At 72.7% G+C, this 21,610-nt stretch carries 21 protein-coding genes; 9 read left to right on the plus strand and 12 right to left on the minus strand.

What is annotated here, in order from left to right; genetic code table 11:
• Nucleotides 1-145 precede the first annotated feature (145 nt).
• From AQJ54_RS15370 to AQJ54_RS15395, 6 genes are all read right to left on the minus strand, one after another.
• The gene (locus tag AQJ54_RS15370; RefSeq protein ID WP_062237828.1) at nt 146-1,528 is read right to left on the minus strand and encodes a magnesium transporter CorA family protein; all 1,383 of its coding nucleotides are present in this window, start codon (nt 1,526-1,528) and stop codon (nt 146-148) included.
• An 83-nt stretch (nt 1,529-1,611) separates the two neighbouring features.
• Nucleotides 1,612-2,040, minus strand: coding sequence for an OsmC family peroxiredoxin (locus AQJ54_RS15375; protein WP_020133291.1), 429 nt, complete (start codon nt 2,038-2,040; stop codon nt 1,612-1,614).
• 62 nt (nt 2,041-2,102) lie between these two features.
• Nucleotides 2,103-3,836 carry a vWA domain-containing protein gene (locus AQJ54_RS15380; RefSeq protein WP_248845377.1) on the minus strand — a complete coding sequence of 578 codons (1,734 nt, stop codon included), beginning with the start codon at nt 3,834-3,836 and terminating at the stop codon, nt 2,103-2,105.
• A gap of 56 nt (nt 3,837-3,892) precedes the next feature.
• Nucleotides 3,893-4,954, minus strand: a complete 1,062-nt coding sequence (locus AQJ54_RS15385; protein ID WP_062237832.1) for an ATP-binding protein — start codon at nt 4,952-4,954, stop codon at nt 3,893-3,895.
• Between the two features lie 183 nt (nt 4,955-5,137).
• A complete protein-coding gene (locus AQJ54_RS15390; RefSeq protein WP_107121070.1) occupies nt 5,138-7,186 on the minus strand; it encodes a phage holin family protein in 2,049 nt (682 codons plus the stop codon).
• 73 nt (nt 7,187-7,259) lie between these two features.
• Nucleotides 7,260-7,661 (minus strand): hypothetical protein, encoded by a 402-nt coding sequence (locus tag AQJ54_RS15395; RefSeq protein ID WP_062021040.1) that lies wholly within the window; start codon nt 7,659-7,661, stop codon nt 7,260-7,262.
• An 83-nt stretch (nt 7,662-7,744) separates the two neighbouring features.
• Between AQJ54_RS15395 and AQJ54_RS15400 the strand changes: the two genes are divergently transcribed.
• Nucleotides 7,745-8,518 (plus strand): MBL fold metallo-hydrolase, encoded by a 774-nt coding sequence (locus tag AQJ54_RS15400; protein ID WP_062237837.1) that lies wholly within the window; start codon nt 7,745-7,747, stop codon nt 8,516-8,518.
• Nucleotides 8,515-9,135: a DedA family protein gene (locus tag AQJ54_RS15405; RefSeq protein WP_062021045.1), complete on the plus strand. Its 621-nt coding sequence runs from the start codon at nt 8,515-8,517 to the stop codon at nt 9,133-9,135. Before AQJ54_RS15400 ends, AQJ54_RS15405 begins: the two co-directional genes overlap by 4 nt.
• Before the next feature lie 80 nt (nt 9,136-9,215).
• Here AQJ54_RS15405 and AQJ54_RS15410 read toward each other — a convergent pair whose 3' ends face one another.
• From AQJ54_RS15410 to AQJ54_RS15425, 4 genes are all read right to left on the minus strand, one after another.
• Nucleotides 9,216-10,265 (minus strand): MBL fold metallo-hydrolase, encoded by a 1,050-nt coding sequence (locus tag AQJ54_RS15410; protein ID WP_062238643.1) that lies wholly within the window; start codon nt 10,263-10,265, stop codon nt 9,216-9,218.
• The gene (locus AQJ54_RS15415; protein ID WP_062237839.1) at nt 10,262-11,506 is read right to left on the minus strand and encodes an aminotransferase class I/II-fold pyridoxal phosphate-dependent enzyme; all 1,245 of its coding nucleotides are present in this window, start codon (nt 11,504-11,506) and stop codon (nt 10,262-10,264) included. The genes AQJ54_RS15410 and AQJ54_RS15415 overlap by 4 nt, the downstream gene beginning before the upstream one ends.
• A 182-nt stretch (nt 11,507-11,688) precedes the next feature.
• Nucleotides 11,689-12,381, minus strand: coding sequence for a hypothetical protein (locus tag AQJ54_RS15420; protein WP_062237842.1), 693 nt, complete (start codon nt 12,379-12,381; stop codon nt 11,689-11,691).
• A 299-nt stretch (nt 12,382-12,680) separates the two neighbouring features.
• The gene (locus AQJ54_RS15425) at nt 12,681-13,478 is read right to left on the minus strand and encodes an RNA polymerase sigma factor SigF (RefSeq protein WP_062237844.1); all 798 of its coding nucleotides are present in this window, start codon (nt 13,476-13,478) and stop codon (nt 12,681-12,683) included.
• Between the two features lie 250 nt (nt 13,479-13,728).
• Here AQJ54_RS15425 and AQJ54_RS15430 point away from each other — a divergent pair, with 250 nt between their 5' ends.
• On the plus strand, nt 13,729-15,525 hold the full coding sequence (locus tag AQJ54_RS15430; protein WP_062237845.1) for a thiamine pyrophosphate-requiring protein: 1,797 nt from the start codon (nt 13,729-13,731) through the stop codon (nt 15,523-15,525).
• Here AQJ54_RS15430 and AQJ54_RS46090 read toward each other — a convergent pair.
• Entirely contained in the window at nt 15,479-15,652 is a 174-nt protein-coding gene (locus AQJ54_RS46090) for a hypothetical protein (protein ID WP_169808233.1), read from the minus strand. The genes AQJ54_RS15430 and AQJ54_RS46090 overlap by 47 nt on opposite strands.
• A gap of 150 nt (nt 15,653-15,802) precedes the next feature.
• Between AQJ54_RS46090 and AQJ54_RS15435 the strand changes: the two genes are divergently transcribed.
• Genes AQJ54_RS15435 through AQJ54_RS15455 form a run of 5 tightly spaced genes read left to right on the plus strand, consistent with a single transcriptional unit; the run spans nt 15,803 to nt 19,983 of the window.
• Entirely contained in the window at nt 15,803-16,189 is a 387-nt protein-coding gene (locus tag AQJ54_RS15435; protein WP_062021062.1) for a DUF2795 domain-containing protein, read from the plus strand.
• Complete coding sequence (locus AQJ54_RS15440) at nt 16,186-16,638, plus strand: CBS domain-containing protein (RefSeq protein WP_211278538.1); 453 nt, start codon at nt 16,186-16,188, stop codon at nt 16,636-16,638. Before AQJ54_RS15435 ends, AQJ54_RS15440 begins: the two co-directional genes overlap by 4 nt.
• A complete protein-coding gene (locus tag AQJ54_RS15445; protein ID WP_062237847.1) occupies nt 16,635-17,291 on the plus strand; it encodes a hypothetical protein in 657 nt (218 codons plus the stop codon). The genes AQJ54_RS15440 and AQJ54_RS15445 overlap by 4 nt, the downstream gene beginning before the upstream one ends.
• Before the next feature lie 5 nt (nt 17,292-17,296).
• Nucleotides 17,297-17,839, plus strand: coding sequence for a type 1 glutamine amidotransferase domain-containing protein (locus AQJ54_RS15450; protein WP_062237849.1), 543 nt, complete (start codon nt 17,297-17,299; stop codon nt 17,837-17,839).
• Nucleotides 17,839-19,983 carry a catalase gene (locus AQJ54_RS15455; protein ID WP_062237851.1) on the plus strand — a complete coding sequence of 715 codons (2,145 nt, stop codon included), beginning with the start codon at nt 17,839-17,841 and terminating at the stop codon, nt 19,981-19,983. Before AQJ54_RS15450 ends, AQJ54_RS15455 begins: the two co-directional genes overlap by 1 nt.
• A 161-nt stretch (nt 19,984-20,144) precedes the next feature.
• Here AQJ54_RS15455 and AQJ54_RS15460 read toward each other — a convergent pair whose 3' ends face one another.
• Nucleotides 20,145-20,426 carry a DUF6158 family protein gene (locus AQJ54_RS15460; protein ID WP_062237853.1) on the minus strand — a complete coding sequence of 94 codons (282 nt, stop codon included), beginning with the start codon at nt 20,424-20,426 and terminating at the stop codon, nt 20,145-20,147.
• Nucleotides 20,427-20,491: 65 nt separating this feature from the next.
• Here AQJ54_RS15460 and AQJ54_RS15465 point away from each other — a divergent pair, with 65 nt between their 5' ends.
• The gene (locus tag AQJ54_RS15465) at nt 20,492-21,607 is read left to right on the plus strand and encodes a baeRF2 domain-containing protein (protein ID WP_062021078.1); all 1,116 of its coding nucleotides are present in this window, start codon (nt 20,492-20,494) and stop codon (nt 21,605-21,607) included.
• Nucleotides 21,608-21,610: the final 3 nt, after the last annotated feature.

Here is a 21,610-nt window from a genome sequence, read left to right on the forward strand (position 1 = left end):
TCCCCTTCCGCCAGGAGTTCCGCTCCGGAGTTCCGCCCAGGAGTTCCGCTTCGCCAGGAGTTCCGCTTGCCGGGAGTCCGCTTGCGCCAGGAGTCCCGTCAGGGAGCCGTCCCGCACTCCAGCACAAAACTTGAGCGCGTTCTTGTCAATGGCGCGCGGGGTCCTGCTCAGGGGAACGAGTACCCCGCGACCGGGGGGCCGGCACCGGCGCGGACCTGTTCACCTGCGAGGTCGCCAGGAAGGAGGCGGAGCGCCTGCTGACCCGCCTGAGCAGCAGGTACCCGATGCCGGCGAGGGCGATGAAGGGCAGCCAGGCCAGCAGATAGGCCGGGAGGTAGCGGGCGTCGAAGATGGAGCGCCGGTTGTCCACGTTGGAGGCGTTGGCCCCGAAGAACCCGAGCAGCAGCGTCGGCGGCAGCGCGATACCGGTGGCCACCGCGGCGAGCGCCGAGACCGTACGGTCCCTGCGGTCGTCGCGCTCGGCGAGCTGGGCGTCCAGGGCCGCGGACCGGGCGCTGATCACCGAGGTCAGGCGCTCGACCATACGGGCCGAGTTGTCCAGGCCGGCCGGGATGCCGAGGGCGTCCCGCAGCGAGGACTGGAAGGACTGCATGACCATCTCCGGGATCAGCAGGCCGTCGACGTACGCCTCGACCCCGAAGGCCAGGTCCAGCTGGAGTTCGTTGACCCCGTCGGAGAGCCGGGAGATCAGCCTGCGGATCTCGTACGGCGACTCGGCCGCGGCCCGTTCGTTGGCGCGCATGGTCCCGAAGGCGGCCAGCCGGGTGCGCTGGAGGACGGCGAGCGCGGAGACCATGCCGACGGCGACCAGGGTCAGCCCGTTCTCCACGTGTTCGGCCCAGCCGGCGTGCACGGAGACCCCACGGCCGTGGGCGGACAGGGTGTGGCCGTTCCTCATGAGGTGGGGCGGCCCGGACGCGGATGGCCGGCCGCGGTACACGATCTCGTGGAGCAGGGCGGTCAGCCGGATCTCGTCGGGGTCCAGCAGGTCGCGCTTCAACTCGCCGCCGGGAAAGACCAGTTGGTGGACGTTCTGGCCGAAGGCGAGTGGTTCGGCCGGGGCGAGCCGTCCAGTGAGCGAGTCGAGCAGGCCGGATGCGCCGAGGGTGATCCGGTCCCGGTGGAAGCAGGTGTCGGCGAGCCAGGCCGCGAGGGCCTCGGGGGGTGTCTGCCCGGCGAATCCGCAGTCCAGGGCCAGGGTGACGTCCCCACGCGGGGTGGCGACGACGGCGATCTGGAGGGAGGCGAGGTCGAGGCCGTGATCGCCGTGCGGCAGCCCGAGTTCCGCGGGCGGCACGTCCTCGACGAGCACCGGCACGGGCAGGACGGCCTCGCTGGACGCCAGGTGCAGGGCGAAGCGGCCGAAGTCGAAGGTGTCGACGAGGCTGCCCGGCGAGGGCAGTCCGGGGTCCAGCCGTCCGGTCAGGCTGAACAGCGTTACGACACGGGTCAGTTCACGGGTGCCGGAGTCCAGTGCCGTCGTACCGCCGGCCGTTCCCGGAATCATCGCCCTTCCTTTCACGCCACCGGTCCGCTGCCGGACCGGACTTCGCGCAGACCGCCCCGGACGGGCGGCCTGCGCGAACGGGTTCAGGCCAGCTTCGCATCCAGGGTGATCGGTACGGCCTTCAGGGCCTGGCTGACCGGGCAGTTGGCCTTGGCGTCGGCCGCGGCGGCGGCGAAGCCCTCCTCGTCGAGGCCCGGCACGGTGCCCTCGACGGTGAGGTGGATGCCGGTGATGCCCTCGCCCGGCTGGAAGCTGACGTCGGCCGAGGTGACGAGCTTGGTGGGCGGGGTGCCCGCGCCGCTCAGGGCGTGCGACAGCGCCATCGAGAAGCAGCTGGAGTGCGCGGCGGCGATCAGCTCCTCGGGGCTGGTCTTGCCGTTGGCGTCCTGGGAGCGCGAGGCCCACGTGACCGGCTGTGCCGCGATGGCACCGGAGGAGTCGAAGTCGACGACACCGCTCCCCTCGAGGAGGTTGCCTTCCCAGACGGTGTGTGCGGAGCGCGTGGTAGCCACGATCAGTCCTTTCCTGTGGTCCCGCTGACGGGGGTGCGGGACCCATCCGATCACACTACGGCTCAGCTCACCCGGAAGACCGGTCCGCGGGCGGTGAACGGCAGCCGGGCGCCCTGCGGGATGAGGTAGGCGTGCTCGCGCCGGACCCGCAGGACGTCGCACCAGCCGTCGGTGATCACCAGCACGGGCGCGCCCGCAGGGAAGTCGTCGGCGCGGTGCAGCAGGTCGATGCCGGGCTGGAGGACGGTGCCGCCGCGGCCGTGCACCCGGACCCGCTGGGCGATCTCGGTCACGGGCAGATAGCCGGCGTCGTGCGGGGCCGCGTCGCAGAACACGACCCGGGCGGCCGGTACGTCCCGGGCCTCGGCGTAGGAGGCGATCGCGCCGAGCGCCTTGCCGAGCAGGGTGCGGCTCATCGAGCCGGAGGTGTCCAGGACGACGCCGAAGGTGCAGCGGGCGATCTCCTCGGGCGGGAAGTACCGTCCGGCGCGCGGGATGCCGGGGGTGGCGGACTGGCGGCGCGAGGGACGGGCGTAGGACCGCACGGGTTGCGGGCTCGGAACGAACTCGTCGAACCAGCGGGCGAGTTGGGCGTCCCAGGGCAGCGGTGGATGGCTGAGCGCGCGGATCTCCTCGACGAGTCCGCCGGGCAGGAAGCCGCGCTCCTGCTGCTGGTGCAGGTCCAGGCCCCGGGCGAGCCCGCGGCGGTAGAACTCGTCGAGGTCGACGTAGTCGCGAGGCGAGCCGAGGGGGCCGCCCAGGATGTCGCCGACGCCCTTGCCGCGCAGGGTGGCCAGCCGGCGCATGCGGCGCAGGTCGCCGGCGATGCGGTCGTAGACCTCCTCGGAGGACAGTCCGGCCAGCTGCGGGTCGTGGAGCAGGCCGTCGGGCATGGTGCCGATCTGCATCTCGTTCAGCCAGCCGTTGATGACGTAGTCGCAGGCGATGTTGAAGAGGTAGGGGTCGCGGGTGCCGCAGCGGTCGCCGTGGCGCAGGGCGGCGTGCAGCATCTCGTGGGCGAGGATGAACCGCCATTCCTCGTCCTCGAAGCGGCGCAGCGGGTTGACGTAGATCTCGGCGGCCTCGGTGTTGACGGCGGCGATCGCGATGCCGTGGGCGCGGGCGAGTTCGGCGTCGGCGACCAGTTCGATGCCGGCCGCGATGCCGCCGAGCAGCGGGTAGGAGGTGATGAACCAGCTCAGGGCCCGCTCCCAGGGGCGGCGGGGCGGGCGTTCGCCGGTCAGGGAGTCCCGGCGGCCGCCGGCCACGTCCATGGCCGCCGAGACGGTCCGGGTGAGCGCGGTGGCGAACGCCAGCTGGTGATCAGGGGGTGGCTGGGACCAGCCGTACCAGGGCATGAGCACCTGGTCAGGGCGGTCGTGCGCGGTGCCGCAGCGCTCGTACACGGCCGGCAGTCCGTCGCGCCGCCAGCGGGCGGCGAGCCGCTCCTCGTCGCCGTCGGGGTAGGAGGCGGGCAGGTGCTCGGGGGTCTCGCCCACGGGGAAGCCGAGCAGGAAGCGGTTGACGACGACACAGCGGGCGGCGAGCTCGAACCGGTCCGGCTGGATCCGCGGGCCCTTCGCTGCCGGGACGTGCCCGAAGCCGAGGTGGAGGACGGCGTGGGCGAGGGCCCAGGCCCAGGCGGCGGGCTCGGCCAACCGGTGGGGGTGGACGTGCAGTTCACCGTGGGAGTCGACGGCCACGAGCCCGTCCCGGGGCGCGTACTCGCACTTCTCGTCGCGGCAGACGTCGAACTCGACCGCGGCGAGCGCCGGGTTGGTCTTCAGCAGCCGCATCCCCTCGGCGAAGGCCTCGGCGGCGAGGTCCCGCTTCTTCTTGGCGGGCTGCTGCTTCACCGCCGCGCCTCCACCAGCCGGGGCATGTCCCGGGCCGCCTCGACGAGGAACCAGGACGGCAGGACGGGGTTGCCGTCCTCGTCGGAGGCGATGACGGTCTGGGCCACCTCGACGGAGATCTCGGCGAGTTGGACGAGCAGCGACTTGGCGCGGTAGGCGGTCTGGCGGCCGGCGGCCGACATGTGCTCCTTGCCGGCCGGGAGTTCCTTGATGAGACGGCCGCGGAAGGACTCGGCGAGGTAGTAGAGCAGGTCCCGGTCCTCCAGGCGGTTCGGCCAGCGCGCCTCGCCCTTGATGACGGCCTCGATGCCGAAGCGGCTGCGCACGATCTTGACGTAGCCGCAGAACGCGGTGGCGTGCCGCGGGGTGAGCGTGCCGTGGGCGAGGACCTTGAGGGTCTCCTCGTCGAGGTCCCGGCCGAAGGAGTGCAGCGCGTCGGAGAGCATGTGCCAGGAGCGGGGCGTGGAGAAGGGCTCCTCGGTCTTGGGCGGCTTGGACCACAGGTGGTCGGGCCGGTCGGTGAGGTGGTCGAGGATCCAGGGGTGGATGCCGTGCTCGCCGGCCCACACCAGCCAGTCCTTCGCGGAGACTTCCAGGTGGACGTGGGTGAGGCGGTTGACGAGGGCGGACGCGATGGGACGGGCCAGCGCGTTGTCGGTGGCCCGGTTGCCGGCGCCGATGACGACGGAGCCCTTGGGGAGTTCGTAGTCCCCGATCCGGCGGTCCAGGATCAGCGAGTAGAACGCCTTCTGCACATCCGGGGTGGCCGCGTTCAGCTCGTCCAGGAACAGGCAGTACGGCTCGTCGCGCGCGATGGACTCCGGCGGGCAGAACACCGAGCGGCCGTCCCGGATCTGCGGCACCCCGATGAGGTCCTCGGGAGCGAGCTGCGTACCGATGAGGCTCACGCACTCCAGCCCCAGGGAGGCGGCGAACTCCCGGACGAGGGAGGACTTCCCGATGCCGGGGGCACCCCAGACGAAGACGGGCCGCACGGTGGCGAGGCCGAGGAGAAGGTCGGGTATACGGGAGGGCGTGACGGTGACGGCAGCCTGCAAAGCGGTGGCTCCAGGGAGTGTTCGAAAAGGGAGGTGCAACTCGAACAGTGTGGTTGCCCGGCCAAACGAACGCAGCTGAATTTTTCGCAGGGTGCCTGCACCCACTCAGGGGCGCGGGGCTGTATCGATGTGCGGCTCCGCCGCGTGGGCGCGACCAGCCCCCACCGGCCCGCAGATGACAAACTACGCGGCCTTCTCCTCAGCCTGCTCCAACGGCACTTGAGGACCCCCCGCTTCGTCGAGCCACCGCCGCAGCACCTGATGAACCCTCTCCGCTCCGACCAGTCCCTCCGGCGGCTCGGAGAGCGCGAGCGGCGACAACAAGAACGGCTTGGCCTGCGCGCCGCCCAAGCCGCCGTGGGACCCGATCTGTTCCTCGAAGGCCAGCACCTCGCCCTCGGCCGGGTCGTACCAGGAGTTGACCATGATGTCCGCGGTGTGCGGGAACGAGTGCGTCCGGCGCACCGCCTCGACCGCGCCGGGCCCGAAGTCGGCCAACGGCCCAGGGTTCTCGTCCAGTCGGTCCAGCGGTATCTCGGTGCCGAAGGGTCCGAGGACCACCCCGCCGTGCTCCTCGCTGCGCACCAGGAGGAACCCGATGCCGGGGTGGTTGGCGAGCGTGGTCAGCAGCGCCGGGTGCCGTGCGTCGATCTCCTCCTTGCTCATCCGGTGGGGCACGTCGGGGAAGGACACCAGTCCGAGGTTCCCCGAGGCCAGCACGATCGGCTCGGAGTCCCGCCCGGGCCGGTACTGTTCGCGGCTTTCCTTGCCCGGTCTGCGCAGCGCGGCCCGGACGGCGGCGCGGGCCTCGGCCCCGCTGTGGGTGCGCTCGGCCTTGCGCGGCACGGGCAGCCCGCAGCCGGCCCGGACCAGGTCGGCGAGGGTGAGGCCGTAGCGGGTGCGGAAGGTCTCGCCGGGGCTCTGGCCGTGGTCGGAGAGGAGCACGATCCGGTAGCGGCGCGGGGCGTGCTCGGCGGCGTTCTCGATCAGGGCGAGCGAGCGGTCCAGGCGCTGGAGGACCTTCCCGGCGTCCCGGCTCATGGGTCCGGAGTGGTGGGCGACCTCGTCGTAGGCCACCAGGTCGGCGTAGATGGCGGTGCGCCCGGCGAGCATGTCACCCATGACGGCGGCGACCACGACGTCCCGTTCCACGACGGTCGCGAAGGCCCGCACGAGCGGGTACAGGCCCCCGCGGCCCACGCGCGGGCGCTCCTTGCGGGCGCGGGCCAGGACGGACTGGCCGATCTCGCGGCCGACCTCGGCGAAGAAGGACAGGGCGGTGCGGACCGCGTTGGCGGGGTCGGAGAAGTAGGCGAAGTAGCCCGCCCGGGAGCGGGTCTCGCGGCTGCGGCGGCGGGTGGCGATGGACAGGACGAGGGCCTGTTCCTCGGCACCGCCCGAGAAGAGGTTGCCGCGGCTGGCGCCGTCCACGGCCAGCAGTCCGCCGTGTCCGGCCCGCTCCACGGCCCGGCGCTGGAGCTCGACGGCGCTGGTGGGCCGGTTGCAGACCATCACCTCGCCGCGGTCCTTCTCGTACCAGCGGAACGCGGGGACGTCGTGGTTGCTGCCGTGCAGGATGCCGAGCTGGCTGGCGCCGGTCTGGCTGGACCAGTCGGTGCGCCAGGAGGTGAGCCGGTGGGTGGGGCGCTCCAGCCAGCGGGCGACGGTGGGCATCAGGCCCTTGTCGACGGCCGCGAGCAGGACGTCGTGACCGACGCCGTCGAGCTGGAGGAAGAGGGTGCCGGGGGTGGCGGTGCCGGGCGGGTGGCTTCTTCGGCGGCGGTCGGCGAGCCGGTAGAGCCGGCGCCGGTAGGCGTCGTCGTCGCGTACCGCGAGCGCGCCGCCGGTGGCGGAGGCCACGGCCGACATCACGGCGGCCACCACCACGGCCGTCTCGGGGGCCACCTCGCCCCGCCCGGACGGGTTGATCCGCAGGGCGAGCAGCAGCAGGGAGCCGTTGAGCACGAAGACCAGCAGCCCGAGGACGAGGGTGGGCACGAGCAGGAAGAGCCGCACGAGCAGCGGCCACACCACGGCCGACAGCAGACCGAAGGCACCGGCGCCGAACGCGGCCGTCACGGCGATCCGGGTGGCGCTGTCCCCGTCGGGGGACTGGATCTGGAAGTCCGGCAGGATGCCGGCCAGCACGAGCATGGTGAGCGTCGAGACCGCCCATACCGTGACGCTCCGCCCGACCTGACTGGCCACCCGCCGCCAACGCCCCGCCACCACGCCCCGTACACCTCACGTCCTGGCCCGTCGTCGGTGCGGGCGCTGGGACCAGCGTGTCACACGGGTCGGACAGTCACCGCCCGTCGTATCCCGCCGTCGGCATCGACAGCCTGCGGTGGACGCTGGCCTTCATCTGGGCGTCGTAGCGGGGCTCGGCGAAGCCCACCGTCTCCACCCGCACCCCGCGCCGGGCGCACTCCGCGGTGAACTCCTCCACCGACGACAGGGCGCTCTCCAGGACCCGCCGGCTGGGTGCGACGAACAGGTCGCTGCCGGCCCGCACGCCGTCCCACAGCACGCAGTGGTCGGCTCTGAGCCCTCGCACCAGCAGTTCCCGCCGCACGGTGTACCCGCGCTCGGCGGCCCAGCGCGCGCACATCGCGTGCTGGCTGCGGGAGTCCACCAGGAAGGGATCGGCGTCCAGCTCTTCCAACGGCGTCAGACTCGCGATCGCCGTGACACGGACCGATCCCATGGTGTCCCCCTCACCTCCGGGTTTCGCCGCCGACCCTACTCCAGCCCGTAGGCTTCGGGGAGTCGCGCGGAGGAGGCAAAGAGGTGCCGGTGGAGATCACCTGGTGGGGTCACGCGACCTGCACGGTCACGGATGCGGACGTACGTGTGCTCACCGACCCCCTGTTCGCACGCCGGCTCGCGCATCTGCGCCGGCGCCGCGGAGCGGTACCACCTCCCGACGCCTGGCAGGCGCAGGTCGCGCTCGTCTCCCATCTGCACGCCGACCACCTGCACGTTCCCTCGCTGGCCCGGCTCGCGCCGGGCACGCACCTGCTCGTGCCCCGGGGCGCACCACGCCAGGTGCCGGGGCTGCGCCGGCTCACCCACCTCAGGGTGGACGAGGTGGCGCCGGGGGACGAACGCCGGATCGGCGACCTCCTGATACGCGCGGTCCCCGCCCTGCACGACGGGCGGCGCCTGCCGGTCGGCCCGCACCGCTCCCCCGCGCTCGGTTACGTCGTCGAGGGCTCGGCACGGACGTACTTCGCCGGGGACACCGGGCTGTTCGACGACATGGCCAAGGAGGTCGGCCCGGTCGACGTGGCCCTGCTGCCGGTCGGCGGGTGGGGGCCGTACCTCGGGGAGGGGCATCTCGACGCGGGGCGCGCGGCCCGGGCGCTGGCGCAGCTGGCGCCGCGCAGTGCGGTGCCGGTGCACTACGGGACGTACTGGCCGATCGGGATGGACGCGGTGCGGCCGCACGAATTCCACGCGCCGGGCGCCGAGTTCGTGCGGTGGGCGGCCGAGTTCGCGCCGGAGGTGGACGTGCACCGGCTCGAACACGGGGAGAGTGTGCGGTTGGAGGTCGCGCGGTGACGTGGCTCGCAGCCGCCTCCACGGGGGCGACGCCGGGGGCGGCGGGGCAGGCGATCGGCTATCCGACGCTGTTCCTGCTGGTGTTTCTGGGGGCGCTGGTGCCCGTGGTACCGACGGGGGCGCTGGTGAGTTCGGCCGCGGTGGTGGCCTTTCACCGGACCGAGCCGCTGAGCCTGACGCTGGTGTTCGTCACCGCCTCGCTCGCCGCGTTCCTCGGGGACATCGCGCTGTACTGGCTGGGGCGGCGCGGGATGGGGTCGAAGAACGGCTCACGGTGGCTGGAGGCGATCCGGCGCCGGGCCCCTGAGGAGCGGCTCGCGCAGGCGCAGGGGAAGCTGGCGGACCACGGGGTCGCGCTGCTGGTGCTGTCCCGGCTGGTGCCGGCCGGGCGGATTCCGGTGATGCTGGCGTGTCTGATGGCGGAGTGGCCGCTGCGGAGGTTTGTGCGGGGGAATCTGCCGGCGTGTCTGGCGTGGGCGGTGACGTATCAGTTGATCGGGATTCTGGGTGGGTCGCTGTTCGAGGAGCCTTGGGAAGGGGTGCTTGCGGCGGTGGTGCTGACTGTGGCGATCAGTGCGGCGCCCACCGTTTGGAAACGGGTTCGGCCTGCCAAGTGAAGTTTCGTCGCGGGGTGCCGGTGCGTGGGGGCTTGTCGCGCAGTTCCCCGCGCCCCCTAGGGAGATCCGCTCGACCCTTGCTATGACAGGACCCTCGAACCGCCTACCGGCAGATCCCACAAGTTCTCGCGGTCCAGGCCAGCCTTCTCCCATGCCGCCCGCACCCGCGTGAGCGGTTCCAGCACCGGTTCCGCCGAGAGTACGAACGTGGCCCAGTGCATCGGGGCCATCCGCTGTGCGCCCAGGTCCTGGGCCGCCCGGACCGCCTCCTCCGGGTCGCAGTGGACGTCGCTGAGCCACCAACGGGGGTCGTAGGCGCCGATGGGGAGGAGGGCGAGGTCGATGCCGGGGTAGCGGTCGCCGATGCGGGAGAACCAGTGGCCGTAGCCCGTGTCGCCGGCGAAGTAGACGCGCTGTCCGTCCTGGGCGGTGAGGACCCAGCCGCCCCACAAGGTGCGACAGGTGTCGGTGAGGGAGCGCTTGGACCAGTGGTGGGCGGGGACGAAGTCGAAGCGGACGCCCTGGAGTTCGGCCGCCTCCCACCAGTCCAGCTCGGTGACCGCGGTGAAGCGGCGGCGGTGGAACCAGCGGGCGAGACCGGCCGGGACGAAGACCGGGGTGTCGCGCGGCAGGCGGCGCAGGGTCGGGGCGTCGAGGTGGTCGTAGTGGTTGTGGCTGATGACGACGGCGTCGACGCGCGGCAGGGCCTGCCAGTCGATGCCGACCGGGGTGACCCGGGCCGGGGTGCCGAGGATACGGCGGGACCAGACGGGGTCGGTGAGGACCGTCAGCCCGCCGATCCGGACCACCCAACTGGCGTGTCCCGCCCAGGAGACGGCGACCGTGCGGGCGTCGACGGCGGGCAGCGGGGCGGGGGCGTAGGGCAGCTTGGGGATGTCGGCGAGGCCCTCGGGGCCGGGGCGTACGGCGCCTTCGCGGGCGAAGCGGGCCATGGCCTTGAGGCCGGGCAGCGGGGCGGTCAGGCGGTCGTGGAAGGACCGCGGCCACACTCTGCGCTCACCCAGCGGCCGGGGTTCGGCGAGTGGCGGGGACGCGGGCGCGACGGCGGACGGGGCCCGGGATTCGTCGGCCGGCCGGGTGCTGGCGGTCGACTCGGACTGCTGCGTCATCGAGGAGGCTCCCATCGCTGAGCGTCGTCGCGGAGGTCGTCGAAGACCGACTTCAAGGTGATCAACGCGCGTTGCACGTGTGGCAGTTCCAACGGAGTGGGTGACGTGAGGCATTCCGCGCGTCGCTCGTCGGAGTCGCCGAGCAGCGGGCCGGTGGACAGCCGTACGCGCAGGGCGCCGAGGTCGTCGCCGAAGCGGTGGCCGCCGGGCGCGGGCATGCCCAGCCGGGTGGTGAGGAGGTCCTCCAGGTCCTGCGCGTCGCCGACGCCCTGTGGGGTGAGGGCGGGGCGCAGCGGGCCGAGGTCGGCGTAGAGGTGGCGGCCGGCCCGTGGGGGCAGCGAGAGGGCGCCCGCGCCGACGACGACGGCGTGCGCGGCGGCGGCCACGCGCGCGTGGAGCTTCACGACGGCCGCGCGGTGGGCGGTGACCGTCTCGGGCTCGGTGAGGGCGTGGGCCGCGGCCGCGGCGACCGGGGCGGCGACCCGGGCGCCCAGGGCGGTCAGGACGTCCAGCACGCGCGCGCGGAGGCCGTCCCCGCTGCCGTTCGCCGGGAAGCGGGCGATCGCGGCCGGCCAGCCGGTGGGCAGCAGGGCGCCGGCCAGGTCGGTGACGACGGTGACCCGGTCGGGCAGCATGTCGGCGGGGCTGAGCAGCACCGTCTCGTGGGGGGCGTGCACGGTGTCGCGCCAGGTCTCGTCGCTGACCAGGTGCAGGCCCTCGCCCGCGGCGGCCTCGACGGTCTCGTGCAGCACCTCCGGCGGGGCGACGGTGGCCGTGGGGTCGTCGGCGACGGACAGCACCAGCAGCCGCGGGTCACCGCCTTCGGCGCGCACCCGGCGCACGGTCTCCAGGAGGGCGTAGGGGTCCGGGACGCCGCCGCACTCGGCCGGTGTTGCCACGTGGAAGACGGGTCTGCCCAGCAGGCGCGCGTACGGCGCCCACCAGGCGGCGCAGGGCCGGGGCACCAGGACGTCACCGCCGAGCGCGGCGGTCAGGGCGAGCAGGAGGGCCGGGGCGCCGGGGGCGGCGGCCACGTGGTCGGGCCGGACGAGCAGGCCGCGCCGGGCCGTGTAGTCGCAGGCGGCCTCCAGGAGCGCGGTGCCGCCGCCGACCGGTTCGGCACGGTGGCGGGTGGCCGCGGCGGCGAGGACGGCGGCGAGCTCGGGAAGTACGGGCAGTCCGTCGTCGGGGAGCGGGGGGCCGTAGCGGACCGGGCCGTGGTCCTTCGGGTCGGTCCGCATGGTCACCTCCGTCAGCCGCTCCGCGGTGGCTCGTCGGGTCCGCCGTCTCGTTCTGCCCCGCCTGTCGCGCTCCTCGCGATCTGAGTACCCACGGTGCCGAGGGGCCATGGCCGCCCGTGCGGGTTGCGCCCGTCACACCGTCCTGACGTTTCGGCCGGGGCCTGCCCGTCCCGTGGGGCCGGTCAGGTGTCCCTCGTCGGGACCTTGCGGCGCAGCCGGTACACGGCGCCGCCGGCGGCGCCCGCGATCAGCAGTCCCCCGGCGACCAGGGCGGGCACGCTGTCGGTGAAGCTGCCGCCCTGGCCGGCCCGGACCGGGCGCTGGATGACGGCGGCGGCGCAGGCGTCGGTGCGTGGCTCGGTGTGCTGCGTGGTGTACGGCTCCACGCTCGGCGCGGCGCAGGGGCGGTGGCTGCCGGTGGCGGTGCCGGTGCCGGTGCCGGTGCCGCGGGTGACGGTGAACGTGGCGCTCCAGGCCTTGCCGGCTGCGCGGTCGGCGCTGGGGCAGGTGCCGTCGACGGTCCACGCGGAGTCCGGTCCGACACCACCGGCGCCGTCCTGGAGCTCCTGGTCGGCGGAGACCCGCGCGGTGCCGCTGTAGGCGGGGCCAGTGACCGCGTCCTCGTTGCCGGGCACCAGTTGCAGCCGTACGGTCTCCGTCTCGAAGGCCTCGGAGGTGGCGTCGAGGGTGGCGGGGGGCGTACCGGTGCCGGGGTCGCAGGACACGGACACCGTGACGCTGCCGCCCGGCTGGACACTGCCGGGGCTGACCTCCGCGGACGGATCCGCGAAGGCGCTGTGCGCGGTGCCGCCCAGGGCGATCCCAAGGGCGGGAAGGACGACGGACAGGGCCCGGAGACGGGCGGTGCGGCGCATGGGGAGGACTCCTTCGGCCGACGGCTGCGGGGCCCGTCGTCGGGCGTCGGGGATACGACGACTGGACCGGGGCGCGACGGTCGCACCCACAGCCATCACAGCCCGCCCTGCCCCGTCCCGCGCGCGGCCGGAGTCCATTGGCGGGACGGCGGGGGCCGACCGGGTGACACGAAGCCGACGGGGCCCCCGGATCCCACCGACACGGCCACCAGCGAACCCGGGCCGACCACAGAACCTGCGCCGACCCTCACTACCAGGCAGTACCTCCCGGCGCTCCCCTCAGGGAACACCCCCCGCGCTCACGCCCCCGCATCCCGCATGATCTGCTCCCGCAGCCGGCCGCAGCAGCGGCTGATCAGGCGGGAGACGTGCATCTGGGAGATGCCCAGCTGCTCGGCGATGCGGCTCTGGGTCATGTCGGCGAAGAACCGCATGTAGAGGATCGCCCGCTCCCGCTCGGACAGTGCGGCGAGGCGGGGCTTGACGGACTCGCGGTCGACGACCGTGTCCAGCGCGGGGTCGGCCGAGCCGAGGGCGTCGGCGAGGGAGTAGCCGTCCTCGCTCCCGGGCAGCTCGGCGTCCAGAGAGAGCGCGGTGAAGCTCTCCAGGGCCTCCAGGCCGGTCAGGACCTCGTCCTCGGTCATGCTCGCGTGCCCGGCGATCTCGGCGACGGTGGGCCCGCGGCCCGGAATGGTCTGCGAGAGGTCCTGGACGGCGCACCGGACCCGGTTGCGCAGGTCCTGGACCCGGCGCGGCACGTGCAGCGTCCACATGTGGTCGCGGAAGTGCCGCTTGATCTCGCCGGTGATGGTGGGCACGGCGTAGCTCTCGAAGGCGTTGCCGAGGCCGGGGTCGTAGCGGTCGACGGCCTTGACCAGGCCGAGCGCGGCGACCTGGCGCAGGTCGTCGAGGGTCTCGCCACGGTTGCGGAAGCGGCCGGCGAGCCGGTCGGCCATGGGCAGCCAGGCCTCCACGAGCCGTCCGCGCAGGGCTTCGCGCTCGGGCCCCGGGGGCAGTTCGGCGAGCGTGCGGAAGGCCTCGGCGGTGTCGGGGGCGTCGTCGTGCGGGTGGTGCTTCGCGCTTGCTGGAACGGGCATCAGCGTCGCAACTCCCTGGATCGTGCTCCGGGTTGAGCGATCGGGGTGGGAGCGCGTCCGCGAGGGGGGACCGGACGGGCGCGACCGTGGCGGCAGGGGGCCGCTCCCACGGACGTGCCTCCGGTCCGAAGCACTGGGAATGCGCCTGCCCCCGACCCTCGACGCCAAACGCCGAGGCAGGTTTTCCCGGCGCGTGCAGGGTGACTCGTAGGGCTGCTGCCTGTGCCATCTATGTCCGGGAGGTCAGCACATGAGCACCAAGGTGTCCGATCACATCCTCGAACGGCTGCGCGAGTGGGGTGTGGACCATGTCTTCGGTTATCCGGGCGACGGCATCAACGGTCTGCTGGCGGCCTGGGGACGGGCCGACAACCAGCCGCGGTTCGTGCAGTCCCGGCACGAGGAGATGTCCGCGTTCGAGGCGGTCGGTTACGCCAAGTTCAGCGGGCGCATCGGAGTGTGCGCCGCCACGTCGGGGCCCGGGGCGATCCATCTGCTCAACGGCCTGTACGACGCGAAGCTGGACCATGTGCCGGTGCTGGCGATCGTCGGCCAGACGCACCGTACGGCGATGGGCGGGTCGTACCAGCAGGAGGTCGATCTGCACACCCTGTTCAAGGACGTCGCCTCGGAGTTCGTGGAGACGGTGACGGTCCCGGAGCAGCTGCCGAACGTCCTGGACCGGGCGATCCGCACCGCGTACGCCCGCCGCTGTCCCACCGCGATCATCATCCCCGGGGACGTACAGGAGCTCGACTACGCGCCACCCACGCACGAGTTCAAGATGTTGCCGTCCAGCCTGGGCCGCAGCAACTGGACCACGGTGCCCTCCGAGGAGTCGCTCCAGCGGGCCGCGGAGATCCTCAACTCCGGTGAGAAGCCCGCGATCCTGATCGGTCAGGGCGCGGCCGGGGCGCGGGCCGAGGTGGAGCGGGTGGCCGAGATGCTCGGCGCCGGGGTCGCCAAGGCGCTGCTCGGCAAGGACGTCCTGAGCGACGAACTCCCTTATGTCACCGGCTCGATCGGGCTGCTGGGCACGCGTCCGTCGTACGAACTCATGCGGGACTGCGACACCCTGCTGACCATCGGGTCGTCGTTCCCGTACACGCAGTTCATGCCGGAGTTCGGCAAGGCGCGGGCGGTGCAGATCGACATCGACCCGCACATGATCGGAATGCGCTACCCGTACGAGGTGAACCTGGTCGGCGACGCGAAGGCCACGCTCCAGCGGCTGATCCCGATGCTGGACGCGGAGCGCGGTGAGCGCAAGTGGTACGAGACGGTGTGCGACAACGTCAAGCGCTGGCGTGACGTGATGGACCGGCGGGCGCAGCAGTCGGCCGACCCGATCAACCCGGAGTACGTGGCCCGGGCGCTGGACCCGCTGCTGCCGGACGACGTGATCGTCACCTCGGACTCCGGCTCCACCGCCAACTGGTACGCCCGGCACCTGACCATGCGGCCCGGTATGCGCTCCTCGCTGTCCGGCACGCTCGCCACGATGGGCCCGGGAGTGCCGTACGCGATCGGCGCGAAGTTCGCGCACCCGGACCGGCCGGCGATCGCCCTGGTCGGGGACGGGGCGATGCAGATGAACGGTATGGCGGAGCTGATCACGGCGGCCAAGTACCGGGAGTTGTGGGAGGATCCGCGGCTGATCATCGCCGTCTGGAACAACCACGACCTCAACCAGGTGACCTGGGAGATGCGGGCCATGGAGGGCGCTCCGTCGTTCCTGCCCTCGCAGCAGCTTCCGGACGTGCAGTACGCCGCGTTCGCCCGCTCGCTGGGCCTGACCGGGATCCGGGTGGAGAAGCCGGAGGACGTCGAGGCGGCCTGGCGGGCCGGTCTCGCGGCCGACGGGCCCGCGGTGCTGGAGTTCCTGACCGATCCGGCCGTACCCCCGATCCCGCCGCACGCGACCTGGGAGCAGATGGAGGCCACGGCCGCCGCCATCCTCAAGGGCGACGCGGACCGCGGCTCCATGGTGAAGCAGGGCTTCAAGGCGAAGGTGCAGGAGTTCCTGCCGGGGCGGGAGAAGAAGTAGCCACGGAGAGGGCGGCCGGTTCGAGCCGGTCGTCCTCCGGGTCCGGGAGCATCAGCTCCTCGTAGCGGCCGAGCGCGAGCAGGGCTGCGAGCATCAGGATCGGTATGAGCGCGGCGAGGACGACCATCGCCAGTCCTTCCCAGGGGAGGTGCGCGGGGGGTTCGCATCGGGTCTCCCCGCTTGCGCCGGACAAACCCCCTGCTTCGGCCGGACAAACCCCGTGTCGGCCTCCGGTCCTCGGGTACGCGGTGCGGACCCGAAGATCTGGAGTGGAGACATGCAGCGAGGCAGCGACCGGCTGAGCCGCCACCGCGACGACGAGATGAAGCACGAACTCCAGGGTCTGCTCCGCTCCGGGCACCCCACCCGGAGCGAGGAGTGGAACGACCCGGAGCCGACCGCCGACGACGATCCGCAGGTCTGGGGCGGCCCCGTGGTACCGGGCGATGAGGGGGCGTCCCTGGAGGGCGTCCGACTGGAACTGGCCCGGATCCTGGGCCGCACCTCGTTCCCCGCCGGCCCCGTGGAGCTGGTGCGGGTGCTGCGCCGCCAGAACGCCCCCGACGCCCTCACCGAGGCCGTGGCGGGGCTGCCGCGCAAGGAGCACTACGCCAACGTCCAGGAGCTGGCGCGGGCACTCACCGGGACGGAGGGCACGCCGTGACGGCCGCGCTCGTACGGGACGTGATGACGCCCGGGGTGGTGGCCGTCCGCCCGGACGCCTCGCTGGTCGAGGCGGCGCGGCTGATGCGCTCGCAGGACATCGGCGACGTGGTGGTGGCCGACGGCCAGGAGGTCGTCGGGGTGCTCACCGACCGGGACATCACGATCCGGGCCGTCGCCGACGGCATCGATCCCTCGACGGTGAGCGCCCGGTCGGTGTGCACCCCGGATCCGGTGACGGTGGCCCCGGGCGACCCGGTGACGCAGGCGGCGGCGCTGATGCGGGCGCACGCCGTGCGGCGGCTGCCGGTCGTCGAGGACGGTCTGCCCGTCGGCATGGTCAGCCTCGGCGACCTCGCCGCGGACCGGGACCCCGGCTCGGCACTCGCCGACATCAGCCGCGCCACGCCCGACCCGGAGCCCGGGGCGGACCCGAGGGACCTGCTGTGAGGGACCGGGCCGCGGAGATCGCCGCCGGGACCACCGTGGACGTCGGCGACGTCACCACCCGCTATCTCCTGTACGGCCTGCTGCCCGGCTGGTTCGTGCCGGGGCTCGCGGACTGGGTGATGCACCGGCGCACCCGCATCGAGGACACCTCGGGGACCAAGGAGTCCCTCATCCTCCCCCACTGCCCGAAAGGGCGTGGGGGGACCCCCACCCTGATGATGGCCGAGGTGGGCCTGCCCATCGCGCTGACCCTGCGCTACGAGGTCAACCCCCTGCTGCTGAGCGTGCAGTTGGGCGGGGCCGCGGTGCACGAGGCGACCGCGCTGTGGGACGTCAGGACGGCCGTCGACAGCGACCGCGAGGTCAAGCCGCTGGAGCAGCACATCCACAGCTTTCTGGAGTCGCTGCCGTTCGCCGCGCTGGCCGCCCTGATGTGTCTGCACGCCGACCAGGTCAAGTCGCTGGCGCGCGGCGGACGGGGCCACAAGGACGCCTGGCGGCTGGTGCCGCGCCGGCGGCCGCTGTCCCCCGGTTATCTGACGGGCATCGGCGCCGCGATCGGGGCGTGCGTGCTGCTGCCGTACGGGGAGGAGCTGCTGCGCTGCCTGCGCACCGCTCGTGCAAGCAAGAAGCTTTCGAGGAAAGGACGTTGAGTCTCATGCGTATCGCGTTTCTGACCGCACCCGAGGGCGTCGAGCAGATCGAGCTCACCGATCCCTGGCAGGCCGCGGTGGACGCGGGCCACGAGCCCGTGCTCGTCTCGACGGAGCCGGGGAAGATCCAGGCGTTCAACCATCTCGACAAGGGGGACACCTTCCCCGTGCAGGAGGTCGTGGGCGAGGCGTCCGCGGACTCCTTCGCCGCCCTGGTGCTGCCGGGCGGGGTGGCCAACCCGGACTTCCTGCGGACGGACGAGAAGGCCGTGGCGTTCGTGCGGGACTTCTTCACCCAGGGGCGCCCGGTGGCCGCGATCTGCCACGCGCCCTGGACGCTGGTGGAGGCGGACGTGGTCCGGGGCCGGGTGCTCACCTCGTGGCCGAGTCTCCGGACGGACATCCGCAACGCGGGCGGCACCTGGGTGGACGAGCAGGTGAAGGTCTGCGACCACGGGAACAACAAGCTGGTCACCAGCCGCAAGCCGGACGACCTCAAGGCGTTCTGCCAGACGTTCCTCGACGTGTTCGCCCAGGAGGCCGCCTGATGGACCGCACCGACCAGGACGCCGCCGCGTCCGCCGACCGCAAGCAGCGTCAGCGCGAGGCCTTCCACGCCGACGACCCGGCCGCCGGGCCGCTCACCACCGACCAGGGCGTCGAGGTCGACCACACCGACGACTCGCTCACCGCGGGTGAGCGCGGTCCGACGCTGATGGAGGACTTCCACTTCCGGGAGAAGCTCACCCACTTCGACCACGAGCGGATCCCGGAACGGGTGGTGCACGCGCGGGGCGCTGGCGCCTACGGGTACTTCCAGCCGTACGAGTCCTGCGCCGAGTTCACCCGGGCCGCCTTCCTCCAGGACCCGGCGGTCCGCACCCCCGCCTTCGTGCGGTTCTCGACCGTGCAGGGGCCGAAGGGCTCCGCGGACACCGTGCGGGACGTGCGCGGTTTCGCCACCAAGTTCTATACGTCCGAGGGCAATTACGACCTGGTCGGGAACAACTTCCCGGTCTTCTTCATCCAGGACGGCATCAAGTTCCCGGACTTCGTGCACGCGGTGAAGCCGGAGCCGCACAACGACATGCCCACCGGCGCCTCCGCGCACGACACCCTGTGGGACTTCGTGTCGCTCCAGCCGGAGACCCTGCACGCGATCATGTGGCTGATGTCGGACCGTGCGATCCCGCGCAGCTACCGCATGATGCAGGGCTTCGGCGTGCACACCTTCCGCTTCGTCAACGCGGAGGGCAGGGGCACCTTCGTGAAGTTCCACTGGAAGCCGAGGCTGGGCTCGCACTCGCTGGTGTGGGACGAGGCGCAGGAGTGCCAGGGCCGCAACCCGGACTTCAACCGGGGAGACCTGTGGGACGCCATCGAGGCCGGCGAGTACCCGGAGTGGGAGCTGGGGGTGCAACTGGTGCCGGAGGAGGACGAGTTCGCCTTCGACTTCGACCTCCTCGACGCCACGAAGCTGATCCCGGAGGAGCAGGTGCCGGTACGGCCGATCGGCCGGATGGTGCTCGACCGCAACCCGGAGAACTTCTTCGCGGAGACCGAGCAGGTCGCGTTCCACACCGCGAACGTGGTGCCCGGCATCGACTTCACCAACGACCCGCTGCTCCAGGCCCGCAACTTCTCCTACCTGGACACCCAGTTGACCCGCCTCGGCGGCCCCAACTTCGCGCAGCTGCCGGTGAACCGGCCGGTTGCACCGGTGCGCACCAACCAGCGCGACGGCGCCCACCAGAGCGCGATCCACCGGGGCACGAACTACTTCCCGAACTCCCTCGGCGGTGGCTGCCCGGCCCACGCCGGTGTGGACGGGAAGGCGTTCACGCACTACACCGAGCGGGTCGACGGGCACAAGATCCGGCGGCGCAGCCCGAGCTTCCAGGACCACTGGAGCCAGCCGGCGCTGTTCTGGAACAGCATGAGCGACTGGGAGAAGCAGCACATCGTCGAGGCGTTCCGCTTCGAGCTGGGCAAGGTGGACGCCCGGGCGGTGCGGGCCCTTACGGTCGAGCAACTGGCCAAGGTGAACGGTGAGTTGGCGACCGAGGTGGCCCGTGGCATCGGCGTGCCGCTGCCGTCGGGGCCCGCCGCCGAGGCCGCCGAAGCCACCGAGGCCTCCAAGTCCGCCTCTCCCGCGCTCAGTCTGGAGGCGCAGCGCGGTGACGGCTCGATCCGCACCCGGAAGATCGCGGTCCTGGTCACCGACGGGATCGACGCCGAGCAGGTGACCTCGGTGCGGGAGCGGCTGGCCGCCGAGGGCGCGATCGTGGAGGCGCTGGCCCCGGTCGACGGGGAGGTGCGGGGCGCCGACGGCGAGCTGTACACCGTGGACCGTGCGCTGCCGACCGTGGCGTCGGTGCTGTACGACGCCGTCCTGCTGCCGGGCGGGCCCGTGGGCACCTCGCCGGCCGCCGCCGACCCCGACGCGCTGCGGTTCGTCCGGGACGCCTACCGGCACGGAAAGCCGATCGGGGCGCTCGGCTCGGGCGTGGGGATCCTGTCGGCCCTGGAGCCGGAGGGGCTGCGGCTGTCCACCGAGTTCCACCACGTGGAGTCCGACCTGGGCGTGGTCACGGAGACGTCGCCGGGCGCGGCGGGCGAGGAGTTCCTGGACGCGTTCGTGGCCGCGATCGCCGCGCACCGGCACTGGGACCGGCTGCCCACGCGCCACTGACCCCTCGGGGCACGTCGACGGTGACCTGCTGATCATGCGATCGGCGGGTCACCGTTCGCCGTTCCGGGCCCCGGGCAGTCCTCTCCCGGAGGTCGTGCCGAGACCCGGCCAGTCCTCTCCCGGAGTTCGTGCCGAGACCCGGCCAGTCCGTCCTCCCCCGGTCAGTCCTCCCCCGGCGTGGCCGACTCCCCCGGCTTCCGTTCCCGCGCCCCCTCGCGGGTGCGGCCCGCGGCCACGGTCCGGTCGGGGTTGCGGCGCAGGTACTCGCCCTCCAGGCCCGCCATGCGGTCGTTGTGCGCCCGGAGGGCGTCGTTCGAGCCGTAGAGCAGTGTGTCGTGCCGCGTGCGGTGGATCGTCTCCAGCTCCTTCATCAGCTGCTGGTCGTCCAACCGGCTGGGGTCGACTCCGTTCATGGTGGTACCCCGCTCGTCGTGTTCGTCCATGCGCTTCGGGTACCCGCCCGGCGAGCACTGTCGCACTGCCCCCGAACGGCATCCGGGAGGGAATCATGGATCTCGCCTTTCTGCATCCACTCTACGAACATCAGGGCCCCTGGGCCTCCGTGTACGTCGGCACCCCGCCCCGCACGGAGGACGCCCCCCACGAACGGCATCTCGCGGCGGTCGCGGTCGCCCGGGAGCTGTCCACGCAGGGGGCCGACGAGGACACCTGCGTGGCGGTGCGGGAGGCGCTGGAGGAGCTGCGGCATTCGTCGGAACCGCACGGCAGGGCCGTCTTCGCCCGGGCCGGCGAGGTGGTTCTCGACCCGCCGCTGACCAGGTCTCCCGAGGCCGACGTGATCCGCTGGGGCACGCTGCCGCACACCGCGCCGCTGCTGGAGCTGGCCGGGGAGGACCCGGTCTGCGTGGTGGCGTACGTCGACCGCAAGGGCGCCGACTTCGAGCTGCGCGGGGCGCTGGGCCGCGAGGACGCCGGTTCGGTGACCGGCAAGCAGTGGCCGGTGCACCGCACGAGCACGGCCGACTGGTCGGAGCGGCACTTCCAGCTGCGGGTGGAGAACACCTGGGAGCACAACGCGGCCGAGATCGCCGACGCGCTCGCCGTCTGCCAGGAGGAGACCGGCGCCGACCTGCTGATCCTGGTCGGTGACGAGCGCGAGAAGAGGTCGGTGCACGACCGGCTCCCGAAGCGGCTGCACGACCTGGTCGTGGAGGCGGAGCACGGCGCCGGCAGCCGGCTGCTCGACGAGGACGTGGAGCGGGCCCGCACCGGTCAGGTGCGGCAGCGCGCGGAACGGGAGCTGGAACGGTTCCTCGCGGCCCGCGCGCCGGGCGAGGACGGGCGTCCCGGCGCCGTGGAAGGCGTGCCCGCGCTGGTCGAGGCGGCGCGTGAGCACCGCATCGACGAACTCCTGATCCGCCCGGACGGCCCCGACGCGCACCGCACGGTGTGGATCGGCGAGGACCCGGACCAGCTGGCGGTCCGCCGTACGGAGCTGAAGATCCTCGGCGAGCAGAACTCCTGGTCGGCCCGTGCGGACGACGCGCTGATCAGGTCGGCGGTGGCGACGGGCGCGCCCGCGCTCTCGGTCACGCCGGCCGACGGCACCTCGGCCGAGGACGCGCCGGTGGGCGGCCTCGGCGCCCTGCTGCGCTGGGCCTGAGAC

The sequence above is a fragment of the Streptomyces griseorubiginosus genome, assembly GCF_001514195.1.
Lineage (GTDB): Bacteria > Actinomycetota > Actinomycetes > Streptomycetales > Streptomycetaceae > Streptomyces > Streptomyces griseorubiginosus.

What these genes read in the sequence shown, in the direction of transcription:
- AQJ54_RS46090 (WP_169808233.1), bottom strand. Translation starts at nt 15,652, where the DNA reads ATGGTCGTCCTCGCCGCGCTCATACCGATCCTGATGCTCGCAGCCCTG.
- AQJ54_RS15450 (WP_062237849.1), top strand. Translation starts at nt 17,297, where the DNA reads ATGCGTATCGCGTTTCTGACCGCACCCGAGGGCGTCGAGCAGATCGAG.
- AQJ54_RS15465 (WP_062021078.1), top strand. Translation starts at nt 20,492, where the DNA reads ATGGATCTCGCCTTTCTGCATCCACTCTACGAACATCAGGGCCCCTGG.
- AQJ54_RS15420 (WP_062237842.1), bottom strand. Translation starts at nt 12,381, where the DNA reads ATGCGCCGCACCGCCCGTCTCCGGGCCCTGTCCGTCGTCCTTCCCGCC.
- AQJ54_RS15460 (WP_062237853.1), bottom strand. Translation starts at nt 20,426, where the DNA reads ATGGACGAACACGACGAGCGGGGTACCACCATGAACGGAGTCGACCCC.
- AQJ54_RS15415 (WP_062237839.1), bottom strand. Translation starts at nt 11,506, where the DNA reads ATGCGGACCGACCCGAAGGACCACGGCCCGGTCCGCTACGGCCCCCCG.
- AQJ54_RS15430 (WP_062237845.1), top strand. Translation starts at nt 13,729, where the DNA reads ATGAGCACCAAGGTGTCCGATCACATCCTCGAACGGCTGCGCGAGTGG.
- AQJ54_RS15455 (WP_062237851.1), top strand. Translation starts at nt 17,839, where the DNA reads ATGGACCGCACCGACCAGGACGCCGCCGCGTCCGCCGACCGCAAGCAG.
- AQJ54_RS15410 (WP_062238643.1), bottom strand. Translation starts at nt 10,265, where the DNA reads ATGACGCAGCAGTCCGAGTCGACCGCCAGCACCCGGCCGGCCGACGAA.
- AQJ54_RS15435 (WP_062021062.1), top strand. Translation starts at nt 15,803, where the DNA reads ATGCAGCGAGGCAGCGACCGGCTGAGCCGCCACCGCGACGACGAGATG.
- AQJ54_RS15425 (WP_062237844.1), bottom strand. Translation starts at nt 13,478, where the DNA reads ATGCCCGTTCCAGCAAGCGCGAAGCACCACCCGCACGACGACGCCCCC.
- AQJ54_RS15380 (WP_248845377.1), bottom strand. Translation starts at nt 3,836, where the DNA reads ATGCGGCTGCTGAAGACCAACCCGGCGCTCGCCGCGGTCGAGTTCGAC.
- AQJ54_RS15395 (WP_062021040.1), bottom strand. Translation starts at nt 7,661, where the DNA reads ATGGGATCGGTCCGTGTCACGGCGATCGCGAGTCTGACGCCGTTGGAA.
- AQJ54_RS15370 (WP_062237828.1), bottom strand. Translation starts at nt 1,528, where the DNA reads ATGATTCCGGGAACGGCCGGCGGTACGACGGCACTGGACTCCGGCACC.